We start from the raw sequence: 20,882 nt of genomic DNA on the forward strand, positions 1-20,882 counted from the left end.
GCTCGTGTCCATCCCTGAACCTTCGAGCCTCCATGACCTTTCGCCTGTTTGACGCGCCCTTGCGCGAGCCGAGCCAGTTTGTCGGTTTTGCCGGCAACACGATCGACCGGCAATCCGAGACCCGTGCCGATGATTCCGTCGAAAAGGCGCTGGCCGACCCGACGGCACGGCTTTTGCCGATGCATGGTGGCCGGCTTTATCTGAAACTCAGCGACGGCAACTTCGACCCTTGGTTCGATGTCGCCGGCAGCGAGTTGCTGCAGCCGTCCTTCGCGCAAGGCGTGCTGCTCGGCTTTGCGGAGAGCAATCCGGTGCTTGCCGTGCCGGTCGGCCTCGATCCTGAACAGCTGCCGGAGACCATCAAGGCCATCGACTACCGCTCGGTCTACATGCAGGGGTTGATCGATGAAGCGGCGGCGGGCGCGCTGGCGCAAGGGGCGGCGCTGCTTGCCTGGCATGCCAGCCATCGCTTCTGCAGCAAATGCGGCCATGAATCCGAAATGCGTGCCGGCGGCTACAAGCGACACTGCCCCAACTGCGGCACCGAGCATTTTCCGCGCACCGATCCGGTGGCGATCATGCTGACGGCGACAAGGGAGAAATGCCTGCTCGGCCGTGGCCGGCATTTCGGGCCGGGAATGTATTCGGCGCTTGCAGGCTTCATCGAGCCGGGCGAGACGATCGAGGCGGCGGTGCGCCGCGAGACGCTGGAGGAAGCCGGCATCAGGCTCGGCCGCGTCGTCTACCACGCCAGCCAGCCCTGGCCGTTCCCCTATTCACTGATGATCGGCTGTTTCGGCGAACCGCTCAACGAGGACATCCAGGCCGACCTGAACGAGTTGGAGGACTGCCGCTGGTTTTTCCGCGACGAGGTCCGTTCTATGCTGGAGAGGACGCATAAGGACAATCTGGTGACGCCGCCGAAAGGCGCCATCGCGCATCATTTGATCCGCGCCTGGGTCGACAGCGAATAGTAGGGATAACGGGAGCAAGAAATGATCCGTCACACCGTGGTTTTCACCCTGAAGCACCCGCAGTACTCGCTGGAGGAAAAACGGTTCCTCTCCGACGCCAAGCGCATTCTCAGCGCGATCAAGGGCGTTACCCATTTCGAGCCGCTGCGGCAGGTCAGTCCCAAGAACGACTATCACTTCGGCTTCTCGATGGAGTTCGCGGATCAGGCGGCCTACACCAGATACAATGAGCATCCCGACCACGTCGCCTTCGTGCGCGACCGCTGGGTGCCGGAAGTCGCGACCTTCATGGAAATCGACTACGTGCCGCTGGCGCTTTTGGTCTAGTCCGCGACCTTCCACTGCTCGCGCGACTCGCTCGCGGGATAGACACCCAGGATGCGCACTTCACGCGAGAAGAAGCGCAGTTCGTCGAGCGCCAGCTTGACCAGCGGATCGTCGGGATGGCCCTCGATGTCGGCATAAAACAGCGTCGCCGTGAAAGCGCCCAGCTGGTAGCTCTCCAGCTTGGTCATGTTGATGCCGTTGGTGGCGAAGCCGCCCATCGCCTTGTAGAGCGCGGCCGGCACGTTGCGGACGCGGAAGATGAAGGTCGTCATCATTTTGGTGTCGGCCGAGGGCCGCTCGGCCCACTGCTTGTTCTTGGTCAGCACGACAAAACGGGTGACGTTCGAGTCGGTGTCCTCGACATTCTTCTCGATGATGTCGAGGCCATAGAGCTCCGCGGCAAGTGCGGGCGCGAGCGAGGCCATGGTGCGGTCCTTGAGCTCGGAAACCAGCTTGGCCGAACCCGCCGTGTCGCCCGCGACCACCGGCTTCCAGCCGTTCTTGCGGATGTATTTGCGGCACTGCCCCAGCGCATGGATGTGGCTGTGGACGGTCTTGATCTCTTCGCGTTTGACGCCCGGCAGCACCATCAGCTGGAAATGGATCGGCAGGAAATACTCGCCGACGATGTGCAGTTTCGATTCCGGCAACAGATGGTGGATGTCGGCGACGCGGCCGGCGATAGTGTTTTCGATCGGGATCATGGCGAGGTCGGCCTTGTTGGTCTCGACCGCGTTGAAGGCATCCTCGAAGGTCGGGCACGGCAACGGCTCCATCGACGGGAACATGTTGCGGCTGGCGGTGTCGGAATTGGCACCGGGCTCGCCCTGGAAGGATATTCTGTTGGTCTTTTCAGGCATGCCGATGTCTCAGGTTGAAAGGATCTGTGGTCTCAAGAAAGGATTTGTCTGGCGCGTTCGAGGTCTTCCGGCGTGTCGACGCCGAGCGGCAGCGACTGCACGATCTCGGCATCGATGCGCATCCCCGCTTCCAACGCTCGCAACTGCTCAAGCCGCTCGCGCCGCTCCAGCGGCGACGGTTTCAGCGCGACGAAGCGTTCGAGCGCTGCGCGGCGATAGGCGTAGAGACCGACATGGTGATAGAGCGGCCCCTCGCCCCAGGGCGCGGTGGCGCGGGTAAAATAGAGCGCCTTGAGCCGTGTCGCCGACAGCGGTGAACCGACAATCTTGACGACGTTGGGATTGGTCTTTTCCTCGTCGCGGACAATCTCGACGCCGAGCGTGGCGATGTCGACCGCAGGGTCCTCGAAAGGCCGCAGCGCCGCCCCAATGATTTCGGGATCGATGGTCGGCAGGTCGCCCTGCACATTGACGATGGTTTCGACCTTGCGGCCGGGATCGAGCGCGGTCAGCGCCTCGAAAATGCGGTCGGAGCCGGATTCATGGTCGACCCGCGTCATCACCGCCTCGAAACCGTGCGCGCGCACCGCCTCGGCCACGCTTTGCGTGTCGGTTGCCACCACCACCCGGCCAAGCCCGGCCTCGGCGGCGCGGCGGGCGACATGCACGATCATCGGCGCGCCTTCTATATCGGCCAGCGGCTTGCCCGGCAGGCGCGTCGAGGCCATGCGGGCCGGGATCAGGATGAGCGTGGACATTGGGGCTGCTGGCGTTTGAAAAGACAATGGGAAAAGTGGCAAAAGGTCTCACTGGAAGCGCCCTTATAGGTGTTGCAACGCTGGAGCAAAAGACCTAGTTTCCGCCCGATTTGGCCGGCTCGACGGGGCGGGTCACGATACCGACGGACGGAGTGGACGATCGGTCCGCCGGAAAAGGGAGCAAGGGGCGCATGGATTCCAACGAAGTCAACAAGCTGCTCGCCGGATTGCTCGGAACTTGTTTCGTCGTTTTCTCGGTCGGCCTGGTGTCTGACGCGCTGTTTGCCTCGCCGGCGCCGGAAAAGCCCGGCTACGCCATCGAGGCGACCGAGCCGGCCGAAGGCGGTGGCGCCGGACCTGCCGTAGAGGCCAAACCGATCGCCGACCTTCTGGCCACCGCCAATGTCGAGCAAGGTGCGGCTGTGTTCAAGAAATGCCAGGCCTGTCATTCCGGCGAAAAGGGCGGCCCCAATAAGGTCGGTCCGGACCTCTGGGACATCGTCGACCGCCCGGTCGCCGAGCATGAGGGCTTTGCCTACTCGGCCGGCATGAAGGAATTCTCCAAGGGCGGCGCGGAGAAGTGGACCTATGACAACATCAACCACTTCATCACCTCGCCGAAGAAGTTCGTGAAGGGCACGGCGATGGGCTTTGCCGGCCTGCCCAAGGACGAAGACCGCGCCAACGTCATCGCCTATCTGCGCACGCTGTCGGACAGCCCGAAGCCCCTGCCAACCCCCGGTGCAGCCGCTGACGCAACGGCGCCGGCCAAGCCCGCCGAGGGCGCCGCTCCGGCGAAGCCGGCTGAAGGTGCCGCTCCCGCAGCACCGGCTCCGGCGCCTGCCAAATAACCGAATTGTCATCTCGATGACCTCAGAAAAGCCGGGTTCAGCCCGGCTTTTCTGTTAGGAAAATCGCATATGCGGCGACAAAGCCGGCGCATGGCGGTTTTCACCGGCTTCAAATCATCTAGGATTGCCAGCATCGCGAAGAGGAGAACGCATGACGGTTGGCCGTACGCTTCTGAGGTCCTTTCTGGTTGTGGCCACCCTCGCAGGCGGCCTGCAGGCGACCTTGGCGGACGAGTGGCGCACCACCTCCTCGCTGATCGGTCCCTCCAAATATGGCGAGAATTTCCAACGCTACGACTATGTGAACCCGGACGCGCCGAAGGGCGGAACCTACAATTCGGTCGTTTCCGGCACATTTGACAGCTTCAATCCCTACATCGTGCAGGGCTCGCCGGCGGCCGGCCTGCAGCCATTTGGCGGCGGCCTGCTCTACGACACGCTGATGGATCAGGCGACTGACGAAGGCAGCGTCAGCCACCCGCTCATCGCCGATGCCTACAAATACCCGACCGACTATTCCTCGGCCACCTACCGACTCGACCCGCGCGCGAAATGGCATGACGGGCAGCCGATAACCACCGAGGACGTGATCTGGTCGTTCCAGGTGCTGAAGGCCAACAGCCCGATGTACAGCCGCTATTTCGAAAACGTCACCGACGCCGTCGCGGTCTCGGACCGTGAGGTCGAGTTTCATTTCGACCAGAAGGGCAATCGCGAATTGCCCAAGATCCTTGGCGACCTCGTCGTGCTGCCCAAGCATTGGTGGGAAGGCACCGACGCCAACGGCAAGAAGCGAGACATCACCAAGGGGACGCTGGAACCGCCGCTAGGCTCGGCGGCCTACAAGATCGCCAGCTTCAAAGCGGGGTCGGAAATCGTCTGGCAGCGCGTGCCCGACTATTGGGGCGCCAAGCTGGCGGTGAAAATCGGCCGCGAGAATTTCGACACCCAGCATTTCACCTACATTCTTGACGACAACGCGTCCTGGGAGGCGTTCAAGAAGGGTGGCCTCGACGACATCAAGCCGGAAAACAGCTCGAAGCGCTGGGCGACGTTTTACGATTTCGCGGCGATCAAGGCCGGCGACGTGATCAAGCAAGAATTCAAGACCACCTCGCCCGAGCCGATGCAGGCTTTCATGCTCAACCAGAGACATAAGCTGTTTGCCGATCGTCTGGTCAGGGCCGCGCTCACCTACCCCTTCGATTTCGAATCGATGAACCGCACGCTGTTCTTCGGTTTCAACAGCCGGACCCACAGCTATTTCCAAGGCACGGAACTGGCCTCGAGCGGCCTGCCGCAAGGCAAGGAACTGGAAATCCTGGAGAAGTACCGCGACAAGCTGCCGCCCGAACTGTTCACCCAGGAATTCAAGCTGCCGGTCTACGATTCGCCGCAGGCCGAGCGCAAGTATCTGAAGCAGGCGGTCGACCTGTTCGCCCAGGCCGGCTGGGTGATCAAGGGCGGCAAGATGGTCAACGCCAAGACCGGCGAGCCATTCAAGTTTGAAATCCTCGGCTCGGGTGAAACCGACCAGGTCATCTCCAGCCCCTGGATCGCCAATCTGCGCAAGATCGGCGTCGATGCGACACTGCGCATCGTCGACCCGAGCCAGTACACGAACCGCGTCAGAAATTTCGATTACGACGTCATCACAGGGCAGCTTCAGCAGTCGGAATCGCCCGGCAACGAGCAGCGCGATTTCTGGAGTTCGAAAGCAGCCGACACAGCGGGATCGCGCAACTATTCCGGCATCAAGAACCAGGTCGTCGATGACCTTGTCGACCGCATCATTTTTGCCACGGACCGCGATGACCTCGTCGCCACCACGCATGCGCTCGATCGCGTGTTGCTGTGGAATTACTATGTCGTGCCGCAATACTACCGCGCCGTGGTATGGCTCGCGTACTGGAACAAGTTCGGCATCCCGGAAAAGCAGCCCGGCTACCGTGGCGCCGACATCGATTCCTGGTGGATCGATGCGGACAAGGAAAAGGCGCTGGCCGCCAAGTACAAGGGCAGCAATTGATGGCGGTGCTTCCTCGCCGCGACTTTCTGGCCCTCGGTGGCGCCGCGGCCGCTGCTGCGCTGCTTCCGGGCAAGGCTTTCGCCGCCAGCCCGACCGGCGTGAAGCTGCACGGACTATCGGCTTTCGGTGACCTCAAGTACAAACCGGACTTCACCCACTTCGACTATGTCAATGTCGATGCGCCGCAAGGTGGCACCTTCAATTTCCTGCCACGCACCTGGGGCTGGAACCAGACGCCGCTGACCTTCAACACGCTGAATTGTTTCGTGCCCAAGGGCGATTCGCCGCAGCGCATGGAGATGTGCTTCGACGCGCTGATGGTGAGGGCATATGACGAGCCTGACGCCGTCTACGGGCTGATCGCCGACGGGGTGACGATCTCCGACGACCGGAACGGTTTCACCTTCTCGCTGCGCCCGCAAGCCCGTTTCCATGACGGCACGCCGCTTACCGCTGAAGACGCCGCCTTCACCTTCAAGCTACTCAAGGACAAGGGCCATCCGGACTTTTCGCTGACACTGACGCATCTGGATGACGCGATCGCCGTGGATACCCACACGCTGCAGCTCAAATTCTCCGGCAAGCAGACAAGCCGCACCATCCTCAACGTCGTCGCGTTCCCGATCCTGTCAAAGGCTTTCTATACTGCCAACCCGTTCGATTCCTCGCAGATGAACCCGCCGCTGGGGTCAGGCGCCTACAAGGTCGGCCGCTGGTCGGCGGGGGCGTGGATCGAATATGAGCGCGTGGCTGGTTATTGGGGCAACGACCTACCGGTCAATCGCGGCCAGAACAATTTCGGTCGCATCCGCGTCGAGTTCTATCAGGATCGCAACGCTTCCTTCGAGGCGTTCAAGAAGGGAGAAATCCTCTACAAGGAGGAAGCCGTCTCCCGCATTTGGGCGACTGGCTACGACTTCCCCGCTTTCATTGCCGGCAAGGTGGTGAAGCACGAATTCCCGGCTGAAACCATGCCCTCGATGCAGGCCACTGCCGTCAACCAGCGGCGCGAGCAGTTCCGCGATTCGCGCGTGCGCCAGGCGATCGGCCTCTGCTTCGACTTCGAATGGACACGGCGCAATTTCTTTTACGGCTCCTATGAGCGCTCGCAATCCTGCTTCGAGCAATCCGATTTTCGTGCCGAAGGCTTGCCGTCGCCGCAAGAGCTGGCTCTTCTCGAACCGCTGCGAGATCAGATCCCCGCTGAGGCTTTTGGCGAAGCCGTGATCCAAGACGTATCGAACGGCTCCGGCCGTGACCGCCGATTGCTTGGCAAGGCGGCCAAGCTTTTAACCGAGGCCGGCTGGAAACGCTCCGGCGATTTCGTCGTGAACGACAAGGGCGGGCGGCTATCGGCAGAGTTCCTGGTCGACGACCAGATTTTCGAACAGGTCTACTCTCCCTGGATCGAAAACATGAAGGCGGTCGGCATCGATGCCTCGATCCGGCTGGTCGATGCGGCGCAGTATCAGCTGCGACAGAATTCGTTCGATTACGACCTCATTTCGGCTGCCTTCATTTTCGGCGCCACGCCAACCCGTGACGATCTGGAACTGTTTTTTCATTCGCGAGCCGCCACCCTGTCGGGAACACGCAATCTGCCGGGAACATCGAGCCCGGCCATCGACGCCCTGGTCGACGCCGCAGGCGCCGCCGAGGATCGCGAAAGCCTGACAATTGCCATGCGCGCGCTCGACCGGGTCTTGCGTGCACGACGCGATTGGATTCCAAGTTGGTTCCTGGCGAATCACCGAAGCGCCTATTGGGATATGTTCGGCTTTCCCGAGCGGAAACCCGATTTCGGCTTTCCGGTCGAAGCGCTGTGGTGGGTCGACAAGGGCAAGGCGGCAAAAATTGGCAAAGCCTGACATGACCGTTCGCGCAGGACTGGCGGCCTGATGGGCGCCTACATACTGCGACGCATCCTGCTGATGATCCCGACCCTGTTCGGCATCATGGCGGTCGCATTCGTCGTCACTCAATTCGCACCGGGCGGACCGGTCGAGCAGGTCATCGCCAGTCTGACCAACCAGGGCGGCAGCGACCGCCTCGGCAGCGGCGGCGGCGATGCGGGAGGTGGCGGCAATTTCGATGTGGCCGGCGATGTCGGCTCGAAATACCGCGGCGCGCAAGGGCTCGACCCGGAATTCATCAAGAAGCTGGAAAAGCAGTTCGGCTTCGACAAACCGCCTCTCGAACGCTTCGGCATGATGCTGTGGAACTATGCGCGCTTCGATTTCGGCGACAGCTATTTCCGTGACATCTCGGTGCTCAACCTGATCCTGGAAAAAATGCCGGTATCGATCTCGCTCGGATTGTGGATCACACTTTTGTCCTATCTGATCTCGATACCGCTCGGCATCCGCAAGGCGGTCAAGGACGGCTCCGCCTTCGACGTCTGGACCAGCGGCGTGATCATCATCGGCTATGCCATACCGGCCTTCCTGTTCGGCATATTGCTGATGGTGCTTTTCGCGGGCGGCTCGTTCTGGGACTGGTTCCCGCTGCGCGGCATCGTCTCCGACAATTGGGACCAATTGTCGTGGCCGGACAAGATCGTCGATTATTTCTGGCACATGACCTTGCCGCTGACGGCGCTGGTGCTGTCGGCCTTCGCCACGACGACGCTGCTGACCAAGAACTCCTTCCTGGAAGAGATCCGTAAACAGTATGTGGTGACCGCCCGCGCCAAGGGCCTGTCGGAGCGGCGGGTGCTCTACGGGCATGTGTTCCGCAACGCCATGCTGATCGTCATTGCCGGCTTTCCCGCTGCCTTCATCTCGGCCTTCTTCACCGGATCGCTTTTGATCGAGAACATCTTTTCCCTCGACGGTCTCGGGCTGCTCGGCTTCAGGTCCGTGTTGGCGCGCGATTATCCGGTGGTGTTCGCCAACCTCTATATATTTTCGCTGCTTGGCCTGTTCGTGACGCTGCTGTCCGACCTGATCTACACATGGGTCGATCCGCGCATCGATTTCGAGCGGAGAGACGTCTAATGACGCAGGCCGCAGCCGAGACGACACCGACAAGGATCGCGCGACCCTGGCTGTCACCGCTCAACCTGCGGCGCTGGCAGAACTTCAAGGCCAACAGGCGCGGCTACTGGTCGTTGTGGATATTCCTCGCTCTGTTCGTGCTGTCGCTGTTTGCCGAACTGATCGCCAACGACAGGCCGATCGTCGCCTACTACAAGGGCGAGATCCTGTTCCCGGTGGCGGTCGCCTACCCCGAAGAAAAATTCGGCGGTTTCTACGCCGTCACCGACTATCGCGACCCGGTCATCCGCGACGAGATCAACGCCAATGGCTGGATGATCTGGCCACCGATCCGCTATTCCTATCGTACCGTCAACAATGCGATCCCCGACGCCGCTCCTGCAAAACCGTCGTGGGAATACGACGCGCAGAAGCGATGCAGCCAGTATCCGCAGGGCGCTGCCGATCCTGACTGCATTGTCGGCAACTGGAACTGGCTGGGTACCGACGACCAGGCGCGCGACGTGCTAGCGCGCATCATCTACGGGTTCAGGATTTCCGTTCTGTTCGGACTGATTCTGACCGCAGGCTCGTCGGTGATCGGCGTCGCGGCCGGCGCGCTGCAAGGCTATTTCGGCGGCTGGACCGACCTTCTGTTTCAGCGCTTCATCGAAATCTGGTCGGCGATACCGCTGCTCTATCTCTTGCTGATCGTTGCCGCCATCCTGCCGCCAGGCTTCTTCATCCTGCTCGGGCTGATGCTGCTGTTCTCCTGGACGTCGCTGGTCAGCGTGGTGCGCGCCGAATTCCTGCGCGCTCGCAACTTCGAATATGTCAATGCTGCCCGCGCGCTTGGCGTGTCCAACCGCACCATCATGCTGCGCCATCTTCTGCCCAATGCCATGGTCGCGACGTTGACCTTCATGCCTTTCCTGGTCAGCGCCTCGATCTCGACGCTGACCTCGCTCGATTATCTCGGCTTCGGCCTGCCGCCCGGCACCGCTTCGCTCGGCGAACTGCTAAAACAGGCGCAGAGCAACCTCAACGCCCCCTGGCTCGGCATATCCGGCTTCGTCGTCATCTCGCTGATGCTGTCGCTGCTCGTGTTCATCGGCGAGGCGACGCGCGACGCGTTCGATCCGCGCAAGGCGTTCCGATGAGCGAGCCCCTGCTCTCCGTCCGCGATCTAAGCGTTGCCTTCACGCAAGGCGGCAACGAGTCGATCGCCGTCGATCACATTTCCTTCGACCTCGCCAAGGGCGAGACGGTGGCGCTGGTCGGCGAATCCGGATCCGGCAAATCGGTCTCGGCGCTGTCGGTGCTGAAGCTCTTGCCCTATCCAACGGCCAGCCATCCCTCCGGCAAGATCCTGTTCCAGGGTGCCGACCTGCTGGCGATGAACGAAAAGCAGTTGCGCAGCGTGCGCGGCAACAAGATCACCATGATCTTCCAGGAGCCGATGACCTCGCTCAATCCGCTGCACACGATCGAGCAGCAGATCGCCGAGATCCTGGCGCTGCATCAGGGCATGGGCGACCGCCAAGCCAAGGCGCGGACGCTGGCGCTGCTCAACGAGGTCGGCATTCGCGAGCCGGAAAAACGTCTCGACGCCTACCCGCACCAATTGTCCGGCGGCCAGCGCCAGCGCGTCATGATCGCCATGGCGCTGGCCAACGAGCCGGAACTTTTGATCGCCGACGAGCCGACGACGGCGCTCGACGTCACTGTGCAGGCGCAGATCCTCGAATTGCTGGCGGGGCTGAAGGCCCGCAAGGGCATGTCGATGCTGTTCATCACCCATGATCTCGGCATCGTCCGCAAGATCGCCGACCGGGTCTGCGTGATGACCAAGGGCAAGATCGTCGAGAACGGGCCGACCAAGGAGATCTTCGCCAACCCGCAGCACACCTATACGAAGCACCTCCTGGCGGCCGAGCCGAAAGGCAAGCCGCCGGCCGCCAACGATGCCGCGAAGCCTGTCATGACAGGCAAGGACATCAAGGTCTGGTTTCCCATCAAGAAGGGTTTCTTCCGCACCACCGTCGACAATGTGAAGGCGGTCGACGGCATCGATGTCACCGTGCGCGCCGGCCAGACGCTTGGCGTCGTCGGCGAATCCGGCTCCGGCAAGACGACGCTTGGCCTGGCGCTGGCCCGGATGATCTCGTCGACGGGAACCATCCAGTTCAACGGCAGCGATATCAACCAGTTGTCGTTCAACGCCATGCGGCCGCTGCGGCGCGAATTGCAGATCGTCTTCCAGGATCCGTTCGGCTCGCTCAGCCCGCGCATGTCGGTGTCGGAAATCATCGAGGAAGGGTTGAAGATCCACGAGCCGAAACTCTCGCCCGACCAGCGCGACGACAAGATAGTCGACGTGCTGAAGGAGGTCGGGCTCGATCCCGCAACCAGGAACCGCTATCCGCATGAATTCTCAGGCGGCCAGCGCCAGCGCGTCGCCATAGCGCGCGCCATGGTGCTCAATCCGCGCTTCGTCATGCTGGACGAGCCGACCTCGGCGCTCGACATGAGCGTGCAGGCGCAAGTGGTCGACCTGTTGCGCAATCTGCAGGCCAAGCACGACCTTGCCTATCTGTTCATCAGCCACGATCTGAAAGTCATTCGCGCCCTTGCCAACGACGTCATCGTCATGCGCAATGGCAAGATCGTCGAAGCCGGCCCGGCCGAACAGATTTTCGAGCGGCCGCAGACCGACTATACCAAGGCGCTGATCTCGGCCGCGTTCAGGATCGAGACGGCGCCGGTCGGCATCGTCAGCGAATAACGGGTTCAGGCTGGACTAACAGGGAAGAAAAATCCGCAAATGGAAAAAGGCAAAATCCTGCTTGCCGTCACCGGCTTTCATCCGCAGCGCTGGCGCGAGTTGCTGTCGGCGGAACGCGAGGTGGTGCTGGAGCCGGACGGTGCTTCGGACCCGTCGATCATCTATGCGGTGGTGTGGAAGCAGAAGCCGAACCTCTTGAAGTCGCTGCCCAATCTGCGCGCCATCTTCTCGATCGGCGCCGGCGTCGATCACATCTTCGCCGATCCCGGCCTGCCCGACGTGCCGATCGTCAAAGTGGTCGCCGACAATCTTACCCAGTATATGACCGAATATGTCGTGTGGCGGGTGCTCGACCATCATCGCCAGGGCATGCTCTACCGCTCGCAGCAGCCGAAGAAGATCTGGCACGAGCCGCCGCAACGGCCGGCCGGCGATATCTCGGTCGGCATTATGGGGCTCGGCAATCTCGGCCGCGCCGCCGCGTCGGTGCTGTTGTCGCTCGGTTTTGCCGTCAATGGCTGGTCGCGCAACGACAAGACCATGAAAGGCGTCTCGACCTATGCCGGCGAGGCCGGACTGATCCCCTTCCTCAACGCCACCGACATATTGGTGGTGCTGTTGCCACTGACGCCGGACACGCAAGGCATCATCAACCACGGCGTGCTGAAGGAACTGCGCAAGCGCAATGGCCTCGGCGGCTCGGTGCTGATCAATGCCGGGCGCGGCCGGCTGCAAAAGGACGCAGACATTTTGCGCGCGCTGGATGACGGCACGTTGAAGGAGGCAAGCCTCGACGTGTTCGAGGTCGAGCCGCTGCCGAAAACCAGCCCGCTGTGGGGCCATCCGAAAGTGTTCGTGACGCCGCATGCGGCGGCAACCTCGGACCCCGTTCATCTGGCGCCGATCATGCTTCGCCAGATGGATGCCTTCGAGCGCGGCGAAAAGCTCGACAATCTGGTGGATCGCAAGGCCGGTTACTGAGAAAGTCCAGGTTCAGCTAGGCAGGGCGAACTTCTTCTGCTTGTTGGACTTGCCGCAGTCGCGGCGTTCTAGTGAGCGGTTCATGGCGTCGATCTTGCCGCTTGCCAGATCGGTGTCGCGCTTGCCTTTGGAGCGCATATCCGGCGTGAACGGGCCAAAGCCCATCGCCGGATTGGAGAAGCTTGGCTTTGCATCCGTCGAAAGATGATATTGCTGCGCCAGCCGGTTGCGCTGCGCCAGCAATTGATCGCAAGGCACGCTGTCATACTGCAGCGACGATTGCACGTCCTGGTCCTGTCGTTCGGACATCGAATTGCCCATGCAGCCGGTCATCGCCAGGCAAGACGCCAAGACCATCATATTCCAGCGCATCGGTTTCTCCTCAATACCGAACCGAGCGGACCTTCTCTCGGCAGATATCCTATCTGATGCCGCGCCAGCCGAAAAAATCCTATTCACATTTTCGAACAGGACGAGACATCAGCCGGACGATAGCGTCGCCAGCACGGCCAGCCCATCGACCGGCTGGCGGCGATCCAAGCGGATGACCGTGGGCTGCACGGACAGCACCGACAGGCCGCTGGTGGTAAGCACCCCCTCGACATAGGCTTGAGAATGGGCGTAGCGGCGCGATGGCCGCAGCGCAAAACCGGCTTCACCGGCCGCCTCGCCTTCGCCTGGCGTCTCGACGGAAAAGGCAAACAGGCCATTGGCGGCCAGAATGCCGGCGACGGCCTTCACCACGCCGTCGAGCGCACCGACATAGATGAACACGTCGGCCGCCACCACCAGATCGGCTTTCGGGCCGGCATAGGCAAAGTGCTGCAGGTCGGCCTTGGCGAGCAGGTCGTAGACACCCTTGGCGCGCGCCTTCTTCAGCATGGCAGCGGAGATATCGTAGCCCACCAGTCGATCGGCGATCGGCCGCAATCTTTCTCCCATCAGGCCGGTGCCGCAGCCGAGGTCGAGAGCAAGCGAGAAGCCGCCCGGCCTTGCCGCTCGAATGGCACGATCGAGAAACTCAGGCAGCCGGTAGCCGAGCTTGTTGACCAACTCGCCCTCGAAGCTTTCGGCATAATGGTCGAACAGCGTTTCGACGAAGGCGCTGGGTGGCGCCGCGGCAGCAGGCGCCTTGCCGATCAGTTGCAGCTTCAGTGTCGCCCCGAGGCGATCCGCCGGGTCGAGTTTCAGCGCCATCGCCCAGGCCTGCGCCGCCAGGTCGAACTGCTCGTTTGTCTCCTGCATCTCGCCGAGGCGGAACCAGCCCGCCGCCCATTGCGGCGCCAGTTCCAGCGCGCCGAGCAGCAATTCCGCTGCTGCCGCAGGGTCGCCCGAGCCGAAAAGCATCTCGGCATAGTCGGCACGGCGGTCGGCGGTCAGGTCGCCGGACGAGGTTTTCAGCGTTTGCATGGCGACGGGTCCGCCGGCTGATGCGGCCGGTGGCTGGCTCTAGGACGAGTCAGCAGTCTCTTGCAACAGGCTTCCCGCACCGGAATTAGCCACTATCTTGACGGGATGCGCGCGAGTGACCTGCTTCATCCCCGGCCTGAAGGCCTCTATTGCCCGCCCGGCGATTTCTTCATCGACCCGGTGCGGCCGGTCAATCGGGCCCTGATCACGCACGGCCATTCCGACCATGCCCGCTCCGGCCACCGCTCGGTGCTGGCCACACAACAGACGCTCGACATTATGGGACTGCGTTATGGCGAGGACTTTGCCGGGACGACGCAGGCCGCAGCCCTCGGCGAGTCAATGGCGCTGAACGACGTCACCGTTACCTTTCATCCGGCCGGCCATGTGCTGGGCTCGGCGCAGATCGCGGTGGAGCACAAGGGCAGGCGCATCGTCGCCTCCGGCGACTACAAGCGCCAGAAGGATGCGACCTGCGCACCCTTCGAGCCGGTGAAATGCGACGTGTTCATCACCGAGGCGACCTTCGGCCTGCCGGTGTTTCGCCATCCGCCCGACACGGAAGAGATCGCCCGCCTCCTCAAATCGGCGGCGCAATTTCCCGAGCGATCGCATCTGGTTGGCGCCTATGCGCTGGGCAAGGCGCAGCGGGTGATGCGGCTGCTGCTTGATGCCGGCTACGACAGGCCGATCTACATCCACGGCGCGCTGGCGAAACTCAGCGAATATTATCAGAGCCAGGGCATCGACTTGGGCACGCTGGAGCCGGCAACGGTGGACAGCGGCGGCAAGCAAGATTTCGCCGGCGCCATCGTCGTCGGCCCGCCATCGGCCTTCGCCGACCGCTGGGCGCGGCGCTTTCCCGACCCGATCTCGTGCTTTGCGTCGGGCTGGATGCGCATCCGCCAGCGCGCCAAGCAAGGCGGCGTCGAACTGCCACTGATCATCTCCGACCATGCCGACTGGGACGAGCTGACCGCCACCATCAAGGAAACGGGCGCCGGCGAAATCTGGGTAACGCATGGCCGCGAGGAAGCGCTGGTGCGCTGGTGTGAGCTGGAAGGCATCGCCGCGCGGCCGCTGCATCTAGTCGGCTATGAGGACGAGGGCGATTGAGTTGAACCGCTTCGCCGAACTCCTCGACCGCCTGGTGCTGACGCCGTCGCGCAACGGCAAGCTGACGCTGCTGGTCGACTATTTCCGCAGCGTCGAGGATCCCGACCGTGGTCTGGCGCTGGCGGCCATCACTGGCGACCTCAACATCGCAGCGGTCAAGCCAGCCATGCTGCGCACGCTGGTCACCGAGCGCATGGACCCGGTGCTGTTCGGCTATTCCTACGACTATGTCGGCGACCTCGCCGAAACCGTGTCGCTGGTCTGGCCGCAAACGCCGGGGCATATCCCCAACCGGGAGCCGACGCTTGGCGATGTGGTGGCAAAATTGCAAGCGGCAAGCCGCTCCGACGGGCCCAAGGTGCTGGCCGGCCTGCTCGACAGCGCCGGCATCTCGGCGCGCTTTGCCATCATCAAGCTGGTCACCGGCGGCCTGCGCATCGGCGTTTCGGCACGGCTGGCCAAACAGGCGCTGGCCGATCTCGGCAAAGTCGATGTCGCCGAGATCGAAGAGTTGTGGCACGGGCTGACGCCGCCATACACCTCACTGTTCGCCTGGCTGGAGGGCAAGGCCGCGAAGCCCGAGCGGACGGCGCTTGCCCTGTTCAGCCCGGTGATGCTGTCGAACCCGGTCGGCGACGGCGATCTCGAAAAGCTCGATCCGGCCGACTATGCGGCGGAATGGAAATGGGACGGCATCCGTGTCCAGGCGGTGTGCGAAGGCGGTGTGCGCCGGCTCTATTCGCGCACCGGCGACGATGTGTCCGGCGCCTTTCCGGATCTCGCCGAAGCAATGAATTTTTCCGCCGCGCTCGACGGCGAATTGCTGGTCGGCGAACCCGCCGCGACGGGCACGTTTTCGGACCTGCAGCAGCGGCTGAACCGCAAGAGCGTGACGCCGAAGATACAGCAACAGTATCCGGCCTTCATGCGCTGCTACGATGCGCTGCAGATCGGCGGCGAGGATTTGCGCGGGCTGCCCTTCCGCGAGCGACGAGTTCGCCTCGAAGCCTTCATCAAGGCGCTCGACCCCAGCCGCTTCGATCTCTCGCCGCTGGTCGACTTCGCCGATTGGCCGTCGCTGGAGGAACTGCGCCAGGCGCCGCCGCACCCGATCATCGAAGGCGTGATGCTGAAGCGCTGGGATTCGCCTTATCTCGCGGGACGGCCGAAAGGCCCGTGGTTCAAGTGGAAGCGCGATCCGCACACCGTTGATGCGGTGCTGATGTATGCGCAGCGCGGCCATGGCAAGCGCTCCAGCTTCTATTCCGACTATACGTTCGGCGTCTGGTCGGGGCCGGAAGGCGCGGAAGAACTGGTGCCGGTCGGCAAAGCCTATTTCGGCTTCACCGACGAGGAGCTGAAGCAGATCGACAAATTTGTCCGGGACAACACGGTCGAGCGTTTCGGCCCAGTGCGCTCGGTGCGCGCCGACCGCAACCAAGGCCTGGTGCTGGAGGTGGCGTTCGAAGGCCTCAACCGCTCGAGCCGGCACAAATCCGGCGTCGCGATGCGCTTTCCCCGCATTTCGCGGCTGCGCTGGGACAAGCCGACGACCGAAGCCGACCGCATCGAGACGCTGCAGGCACTGTTGGATTGATAGGCGTAGTTTACGGCTCGATCGAGACGCGGATCTCGTAGATATCGACCGCCTTGCCCTGCTTGTCGAAGTCGGAGTTGATGGCGATGCTGCCGGCCGCGCCCGGGGGCTTGTCGGGGAACTTCACGTCGAACAGATATTCGTTGCGCTGCTGGCCGACGGCATAGCGCTTGCGTCCGCAATCGCCGAGATCGCCGAAATTGCAGTCGATGGAGATTTGCGTGTCCTTGCCGTCCTCGGCACGGGCGACGATGTCGAACACGGCATGCTTGCCGGCAAGCTTCTCGAGCACGCCTTGCCCGACATCGAAGCTGATAGCCGAGCCGGACGCGCCGGAGCGGATGCGCAGGAAGGAGCCGGTATCGTCCTGCACGACATCGGCCTTGGCGTCGGAGGGCGTCGCCACATGAGTCGGATCGGTGGGTGTAAACACGTTGATCCAGTCACGCGTCTGTTCGGCCGCACCTGGCAGTTGCGGCGCGCCAGGCTGCTGCGGCGCGTTTGTATCGGCGGGCGGCGTGAAATCGTCATCGTCGACTGTCGGCGGCGCCTCGGGCGGGGCCGTGTCGAGTTGCGCCGGTGTTTTGAAGACGCCGGTCTGGACGGCGAAATAGAGGCCGATGCCGGCGGCAGCGAGCAAAGTGACGCCAAAGAAGATCGCCGTCAGCGGCAGGCGGCGGCCTCTTATCCGCCTTTCGTCGCGGTCAGGCGCCACTTCCGTCGCGGTCTCGGCCGGCGCGGAATCGGCCATGTCGATCGCCGGGGCGCCAGGAAGCGCGGCGTCGGGCATGATGTCGGGGACGACCGGCAGCACGCGCGAGCGCGGCGCGTCGGATGCATCGGGCTGAACCGGCCCATCAACGACGATCGCCGGCGACGGGCCGGCCGCGACGCCTGTCGGGGCATCGACAGCAGGCGCTTCGGCGGCGCCTTGCGTCTCCGCAGTATCTTGGGCCTGAGCGGCGCCTTGCGTCTGAGCAGCGTCTTGCGTCTGCGCGGCGACATCGGGGACCGCCGGCAGGAATTCCGATTCGATCTCGGTGATCTTTTCCTGCACCGCCTTGCGGCGCTTGATGGCGGCTTCCACCGTCACGCCGGGATTGGCCTGAAGGACGCGGTCCAGCGCCGCGAAGGCCGATCGATAGACCCTCTCGCGAAACGCCCGGTCCTCGGCATTGCCTTTCTCGAAGGCGTTGCGGATCGCTTTTTCGATCGCGTCCAAGCGAATTTCCCCTGTCCGTTCGCTCACATTGCCATGATCGTTAGCCGCAGGCGACCAATCAATCAACGGGCGAGCGCCCGCATTCTGCCTTAGCGGGGCGTTGGAGGCCAATTTCCAGGGTTTTTAACAATAAAATCAGCCTGTTTCGTCACCTTCCCGGGCAATTTACGCGCAGACCGCCGAGATAATCCCACGCGATCGAAAAACGAAACGAGACGTGGCTCATTCCCGTGCCAACTGGAAATGCCGGGATGAATTGCCGGATACCGCCTTGAAATCGCGGTTGCCCATCTTGAATTAGCGGCCGGTTGAGTCTATCACCCAGCCGATCTTGGAAGCGCTGCGCTTCCCGGGCCGCTTTAGCTCAGTTGGTAGAGCACATCATTCGTAATGATGGGGTCAGGTGTTCGAGTCACCTAAGCGGCACCAATTTTCTACTGGAAATGGCTTATTCCCAGTAGGATACAAAAACTGGATGGATTTCCATCCACCCGAAAACCCACCTTAGAAGGCTTCGTTGGCAGCCCTATGAGAGTCGCGTCTCACCTGTACAATGGCGGTCTAGGCGACGGCATCAGTCATCGGATTGAACCAATCCCGCTTGCAGGCCGTATCAAGATTGTCCAATTGTTTGCCCTTGGTCTCAAGCGCTATCTCCCATACCGCAAATCAGGACCGGCCCCCTCCCAACTGGCAGCAAAAGTGATTCCCGCGATGAACAATGCATAGAGGAACAAGGCCAGAGCAACGGCGCGGCCCTTTCTTTTGACAAGGAAGAAGCCTCCTTGTGCACACGCAGCGGTCGGCGGGCGAAACAGTTATGGTAATTTCGGCGCGCATCCGCCCGACTCGCGCACTAAACGCCCAACAAGAATTCCGCACAAAGATTTCAAATGTCAGATTTTCTCTACTGGCTAATCGTTGTTTCCGCACCAAAGACGCATTTCCAAGAACAGGTTTTGTATTCTTGGTGACAGTCTCTACCCCTGCTGGGCGTGCACATACTGTAGACTTGCGCACAATCCGAACCGCAGCTTTTACGCTCTCCGGCGTCTGCTAAGACGCTTTCGTTGATATTGGGCTTGGAAGTCACACTACATTGATGAATATAACCTGGTAGGCTCGATGACTCATTCGCGTCGCTGCATTGCTCGGCGGCAATCGCCGATACATTTATAATGGCAACAAAACCGAGAGAAACTAAGCTTACAAACGATATGTAGCGCATGATTTCTCCTTTTTGATTAATGATTTACTGGAGGATCTGAAACAAATCCATTGCACCAGCTTTCATTGATTTTGAATGATCAATGTCGCTTGAAGATACTTCTCCACTTATATGTCGACAGGTTTAATTATATCGATGACGGTGCTGCTGTCTTGTGCTATGTTTTGTTCAGCCTGCTGCAAGAATTGCAGCAGTGATGCCGGGGGCTGCCGATGCGTTACCTGAACTCCGCTCACTATATCGATGTGGTGGCCAAGACCGGTTCGATCCGCGCCGCCGCGGAATTGCTCGCCATAACGTCGACGGCGCTCAACCGGCGTATATTGGCGATGGAGGCCGAACTGGGCGTTGCGATTTTCGAGCGACTGCCTCACGGCGTGCGATTGTCCAGCGCCGGCGAACTTCTAGTGCAGCACATGCGCAACCAGTTATCCGATATGGAGCACGTGAAATCGCAGATTGCAGACCTTGCTGGCGCCCGGCGCGGCCATGTGGCGATCGCCTGCAGCCAGGCGCTATTGCCCTACCATCTGCCGATGCAGATCTCACTCTACCGCAAGGAACATCCGAATGTGACCTTCGGAGTGCACCTGCGCGACCGGGAGGAGGCCGAGCGCGCCTTGGTCGATCACACGGCCGACATCGCCATCGTCTACGAGCCAACCCGGCTGGCTGCTTTCATGACGCTGATGCGGGTGCACCAGCCGGTGCATGCGGTTATGCGGCCCGATCATCCGCTGGCTTCTCACGAGACGGTGCGGTTGCGCGCTTGCCTCGACTATCCAATCGCGCTTCCCACATCAAGTTACGGCGTGCGCTACCTGCTCGACATCGGGGCGCAATCGTCATCGCTGCAGCTGGAGCCGGTGATTCAGTCGGACAGCTTCGAATTCCTGCGCAACCACGCTATCTCGGAGGATATCATCACCTTCCATTTCCCAATTGGCTTGTCCCACCAGGCGATGACCGGTGACATGACCTCCCGGCCGCTCGACCCGCGCGACGTGCCCGCTGGCATGCTCTATGTCGGCCAACTCAAGGGCCGCACCCTACCGGTGGCCGTTGCCCGTTTCGCCGACCAGCTTTTCGCCTCGCTGGCGCAGCAGTATGACGTGTCGTGATGGCACCTGCCACTCAGCTTGATGCACCTGGAAAGGGCTGTCGCGTGGTTGCAAGCGTTGCCAGTGTAGACGCACCGTGAGGGGTGAGGCGGCACTGTCCGGCCATTTGTCGGCCCAAGACAATGCTAACAGCCCACCAGTGCAATACCGGTCCTTTCTGAAGCGGCGTGGAAGTCACGACGAAGAGCGCATCATCCAATGCAGGCTTCGGCGCGTGGTGGACCCTTCAATCCGCTTGAGGGCGCGCATGGCATCCACCTCTCCAAAATTCCCAAATTTCACCTATCACAAACCACCGTAAAATCCGCCTATGTGGCTGCCGCCACTGGTGCGGATGTCTCCGGTTCTCTGTTCCAGCACCGGGATTGTCGCGCTAGCGGGAAGGACTGCGTCGTCAGACGCTTGGCCATCGATTATGCTGCGTCGCGCAAAATCAATAGTTTCGATTTTGCCGATTATTCGGCAATATAAACTTCATTCATAAAATACAACACCTATCTTCTTGAGATATTTTGGTAGCCTACTGAAGACATCAAGCCATGCAGATTCGAGACATGCAATTAAACCAGGTCTTCGTGATAAGACACAACTCGCCCGACGGGCATGGCGCGCGAGAAAATCCGTCAACGACACCGCGCATTTGCCAAT

The 20,882-nt window shown here is 61.6% G+C and carries 18 protein-coding genes and 1 tRNA gene; 14 read left to right on the forward strand and 5 right to left on the reverse strand.

Translation table 11 applies throughout. The features are described from left to right. The first annotated feature begins 32 nt into the window (after positions 1–32). Both nudC and AC1D1L_RS01440 read left to right on the forward strand, forming a co-directional pair. The gene (nudC, locus tag AC1D1L_RS01435; protein WP_192249859.1) at positions 33–974 is read left to right on the forward strand and encodes an NAD(+) diphosphatase; all 942 of its coding nucleotides are present in this window, start codon (positions 33–35) and stop codon (positions 972–974) included. A gap of 21 nt (positions 975–995) precedes the next feature. Continuing rightward, positions 996–1,301, forward strand: a complete 306-nt coding sequence (locus tag AC1D1L_RS01440; RefSeq protein ID WP_192249856.1) for a Dabb family protein — start codon at positions 996–998, stop codon at positions 1,299–1,301. Here AC1D1L_RS01440 and AC1D1L_RS01445 read toward each other — a convergent pair. Further along, positions 1,298–2,161, reverse strand: a complete 864-nt coding sequence (locus tag AC1D1L_RS01445; RefSeq protein ID WP_112560690.1) for a prephenate dehydratase — start codon at positions 2,159–2,161, stop codon at positions 1,298–1,300. The two genes, AC1D1L_RS01440 and AC1D1L_RS01445, sit on opposite strands and share 4 nt — an antisense overlap. Before the next feature lie 32 nt (positions 2,162–2,193). After that, entirely contained in the window at positions 2,194–2,919 is a 726-nt protein-coding gene (locus AC1D1L_RS01450) for a 3-deoxy-manno-octulosonate cytidylyltransferase (RefSeq protein WP_477338214.1), read from the reverse strand. 191 nt (positions 2,920–3,110) lie between these two features. Between AC1D1L_RS01450 and AC1D1L_RS01455 the strand changes: the two genes are divergently transcribed. From AC1D1L_RS01455 to AC1D1L_RS01485, 7 genes are all read left to right on the forward strand, one after another. After that, on the forward strand, positions 3,111–3,770 hold the full coding sequence (locus AC1D1L_RS01455) for a c-type cytochrome (protein ID WP_477338216.1): 660 nt from the start codon (positions 3,111–3,113) through the stop codon (positions 3,768–3,770). Positions 3,771–3,921: 151 nt separating this feature from the next. Next, positions 3,922–5,799, forward strand: coding sequence for an extracellular solute-binding protein (locus tag AC1D1L_RS01460; protein WP_477338218.1), 1,878 nt, complete (start codon positions 3,922–3,924; stop codon positions 5,797–5,799). Further along, complete coding sequence (locus AC1D1L_RS01465; protein WP_477338220.1) at positions 5,799–7,667, forward strand: extracellular solute-binding protein; 1,869 nt, start codon at positions 5,799–5,801, stop codon at positions 7,665–7,667. Before AC1D1L_RS01460 ends, AC1D1L_RS01465 begins: the two co-directional genes overlap by 1 nt. A gap of 30 nt (positions 7,668–7,697) precedes the next feature. Continuing rightward, the gene (locus AC1D1L_RS01470; RefSeq protein ID WP_352587065.1) at positions 7,698–8,795 is read left to right on the forward strand and encodes a microcin C ABC transporter permease YejB; all 1,098 of its coding nucleotides are present in this window, start codon (positions 7,698–7,700) and stop codon (positions 8,793–8,795) included. After that, on the forward strand, positions 8,795–9,934 hold the full coding sequence (locus AC1D1L_RS01475; protein ID WP_112560684.1) for an ABC transporter permease: 1,140 nt from the start codon (positions 8,795–8,797) through the stop codon (positions 9,932–9,934). Before AC1D1L_RS01470 ends, AC1D1L_RS01475 begins: the two co-directional genes overlap by 1 nt. After that, on the forward strand, positions 9,931–11,559 hold the full coding sequence (locus AC1D1L_RS01480) for an ABC transporter ATP-binding protein (RefSeq protein WP_477338222.1): 1,629 nt from the start codon (positions 9,931–9,933) through the stop codon (positions 11,557–11,559). Before AC1D1L_RS01475 ends, AC1D1L_RS01480 begins: the two co-directional genes overlap by 4 nt. A 39-nt stretch (positions 11,560–11,598) precedes the next feature. Further along, entirely contained in the window at positions 11,599–12,540 is a 942-nt protein-coding gene (locus tag AC1D1L_RS01485) for a 2-hydroxyacid dehydrogenase (protein ID WP_477338224.1), read from the forward strand. A gap of 12 nt (positions 12,541–12,552) precedes the next feature. On the opposite strand, the gene AC1D1L_RS01490 is transcribed toward AC1D1L_RS01485, so the two are convergent. Together AC1D1L_RS01490 and AC1D1L_RS01495 are read right to left on the reverse strand one after the other, a co-directional pair. Continuing rightward, positions 12,553–12,912, reverse strand: coding sequence for a hypothetical protein (locus AC1D1L_RS01490; protein WP_477338226.1), 360 nt, complete (start codon positions 12,910–12,912; stop codon positions 12,553–12,555). Between the two features lie 108 nt (positions 12,913–13,020). Beyond that, entirely contained in the window at positions 13,021–13,950 is a 930-nt protein-coding gene (locus AC1D1L_RS01495; protein ID WP_477338228.1) for a methyltransferase domain-containing protein, read from the reverse strand. 105 nt (positions 13,951–14,055) lie between these two features. Here AC1D1L_RS01495 and AC1D1L_RS01500 point away from each other — a divergent pair, with 105 nt between their 5' ends. Both AC1D1L_RS01500 and AC1D1L_RS01505 read left to right on the forward strand, forming a co-directional pair. Beyond that, a complete protein-coding gene (locus AC1D1L_RS01500) occupies positions 14,056–15,066 on the forward strand; it encodes a ligase-associated DNA damage response exonuclease (protein WP_477338731.1) in 1,011 nt (336 codons plus the stop codon). A gap of 1 nt (position 15,067) precedes the next feature. Beyond that, positions 15,068–16,663, forward strand: a complete 1,596-nt coding sequence (locus tag AC1D1L_RS01505) for a cisplatin damage response ATP-dependent DNA ligase (protein ID WP_477338230.1) — start codon at positions 15,068–15,070, stop codon at positions 16,661–16,663. A 10-nt stretch (positions 16,664–16,673) separates the two neighbouring features. On the opposite strand, the gene AC1D1L_RS01510 is transcribed toward AC1D1L_RS01505, so the two are convergent. Next, positions 16,674–17,885, reverse strand: a complete 1,212-nt coding sequence (locus AC1D1L_RS01510) for a hypothetical protein (protein ID WP_477338232.1) — start codon at positions 17,883–17,885, stop codon at positions 16,674–16,676. Positions 17,886–18,238: 353 nt separating this feature from the next. Between AC1D1L_RS01510 and AC1D1L_RS01515 the strand changes: the two genes are divergently transcribed. From AC1D1L_RS01515 to AC1D1L_RS01525, 3 genes are all read left to right on the forward strand, one after another. Continuing rightward, a tRNA-Thr gene (locus AC1D1L_RS01515) sits at positions 18,239–18,314 on the forward strand. Positions 18,315–19,325: 1,011 nt separating this feature from the next. Beyond that, a complete protein-coding gene (locus AC1D1L_RS01520; protein ID WP_477338234.1) occupies positions 19,326–20,234 on the forward strand; it encodes a LysR family transcriptional regulator in 909 nt (302 codons plus the stop codon). A 198-nt stretch (positions 20,235–20,432) separates the two neighbouring features. Then, complete coding sequence (locus tag AC1D1L_RS01525) at positions 20,433–20,705, forward strand: hypothetical protein (protein ID WP_477338236.1); 273 nt, start codon at positions 20,433–20,435, stop codon at positions 20,703–20,705. Positions 20,706–20,882: the final 177 nt, after the last annotated feature.

It is taken from the genome of Mesorhizobium sp. P2_D6 (assembly GCF_056404315.1).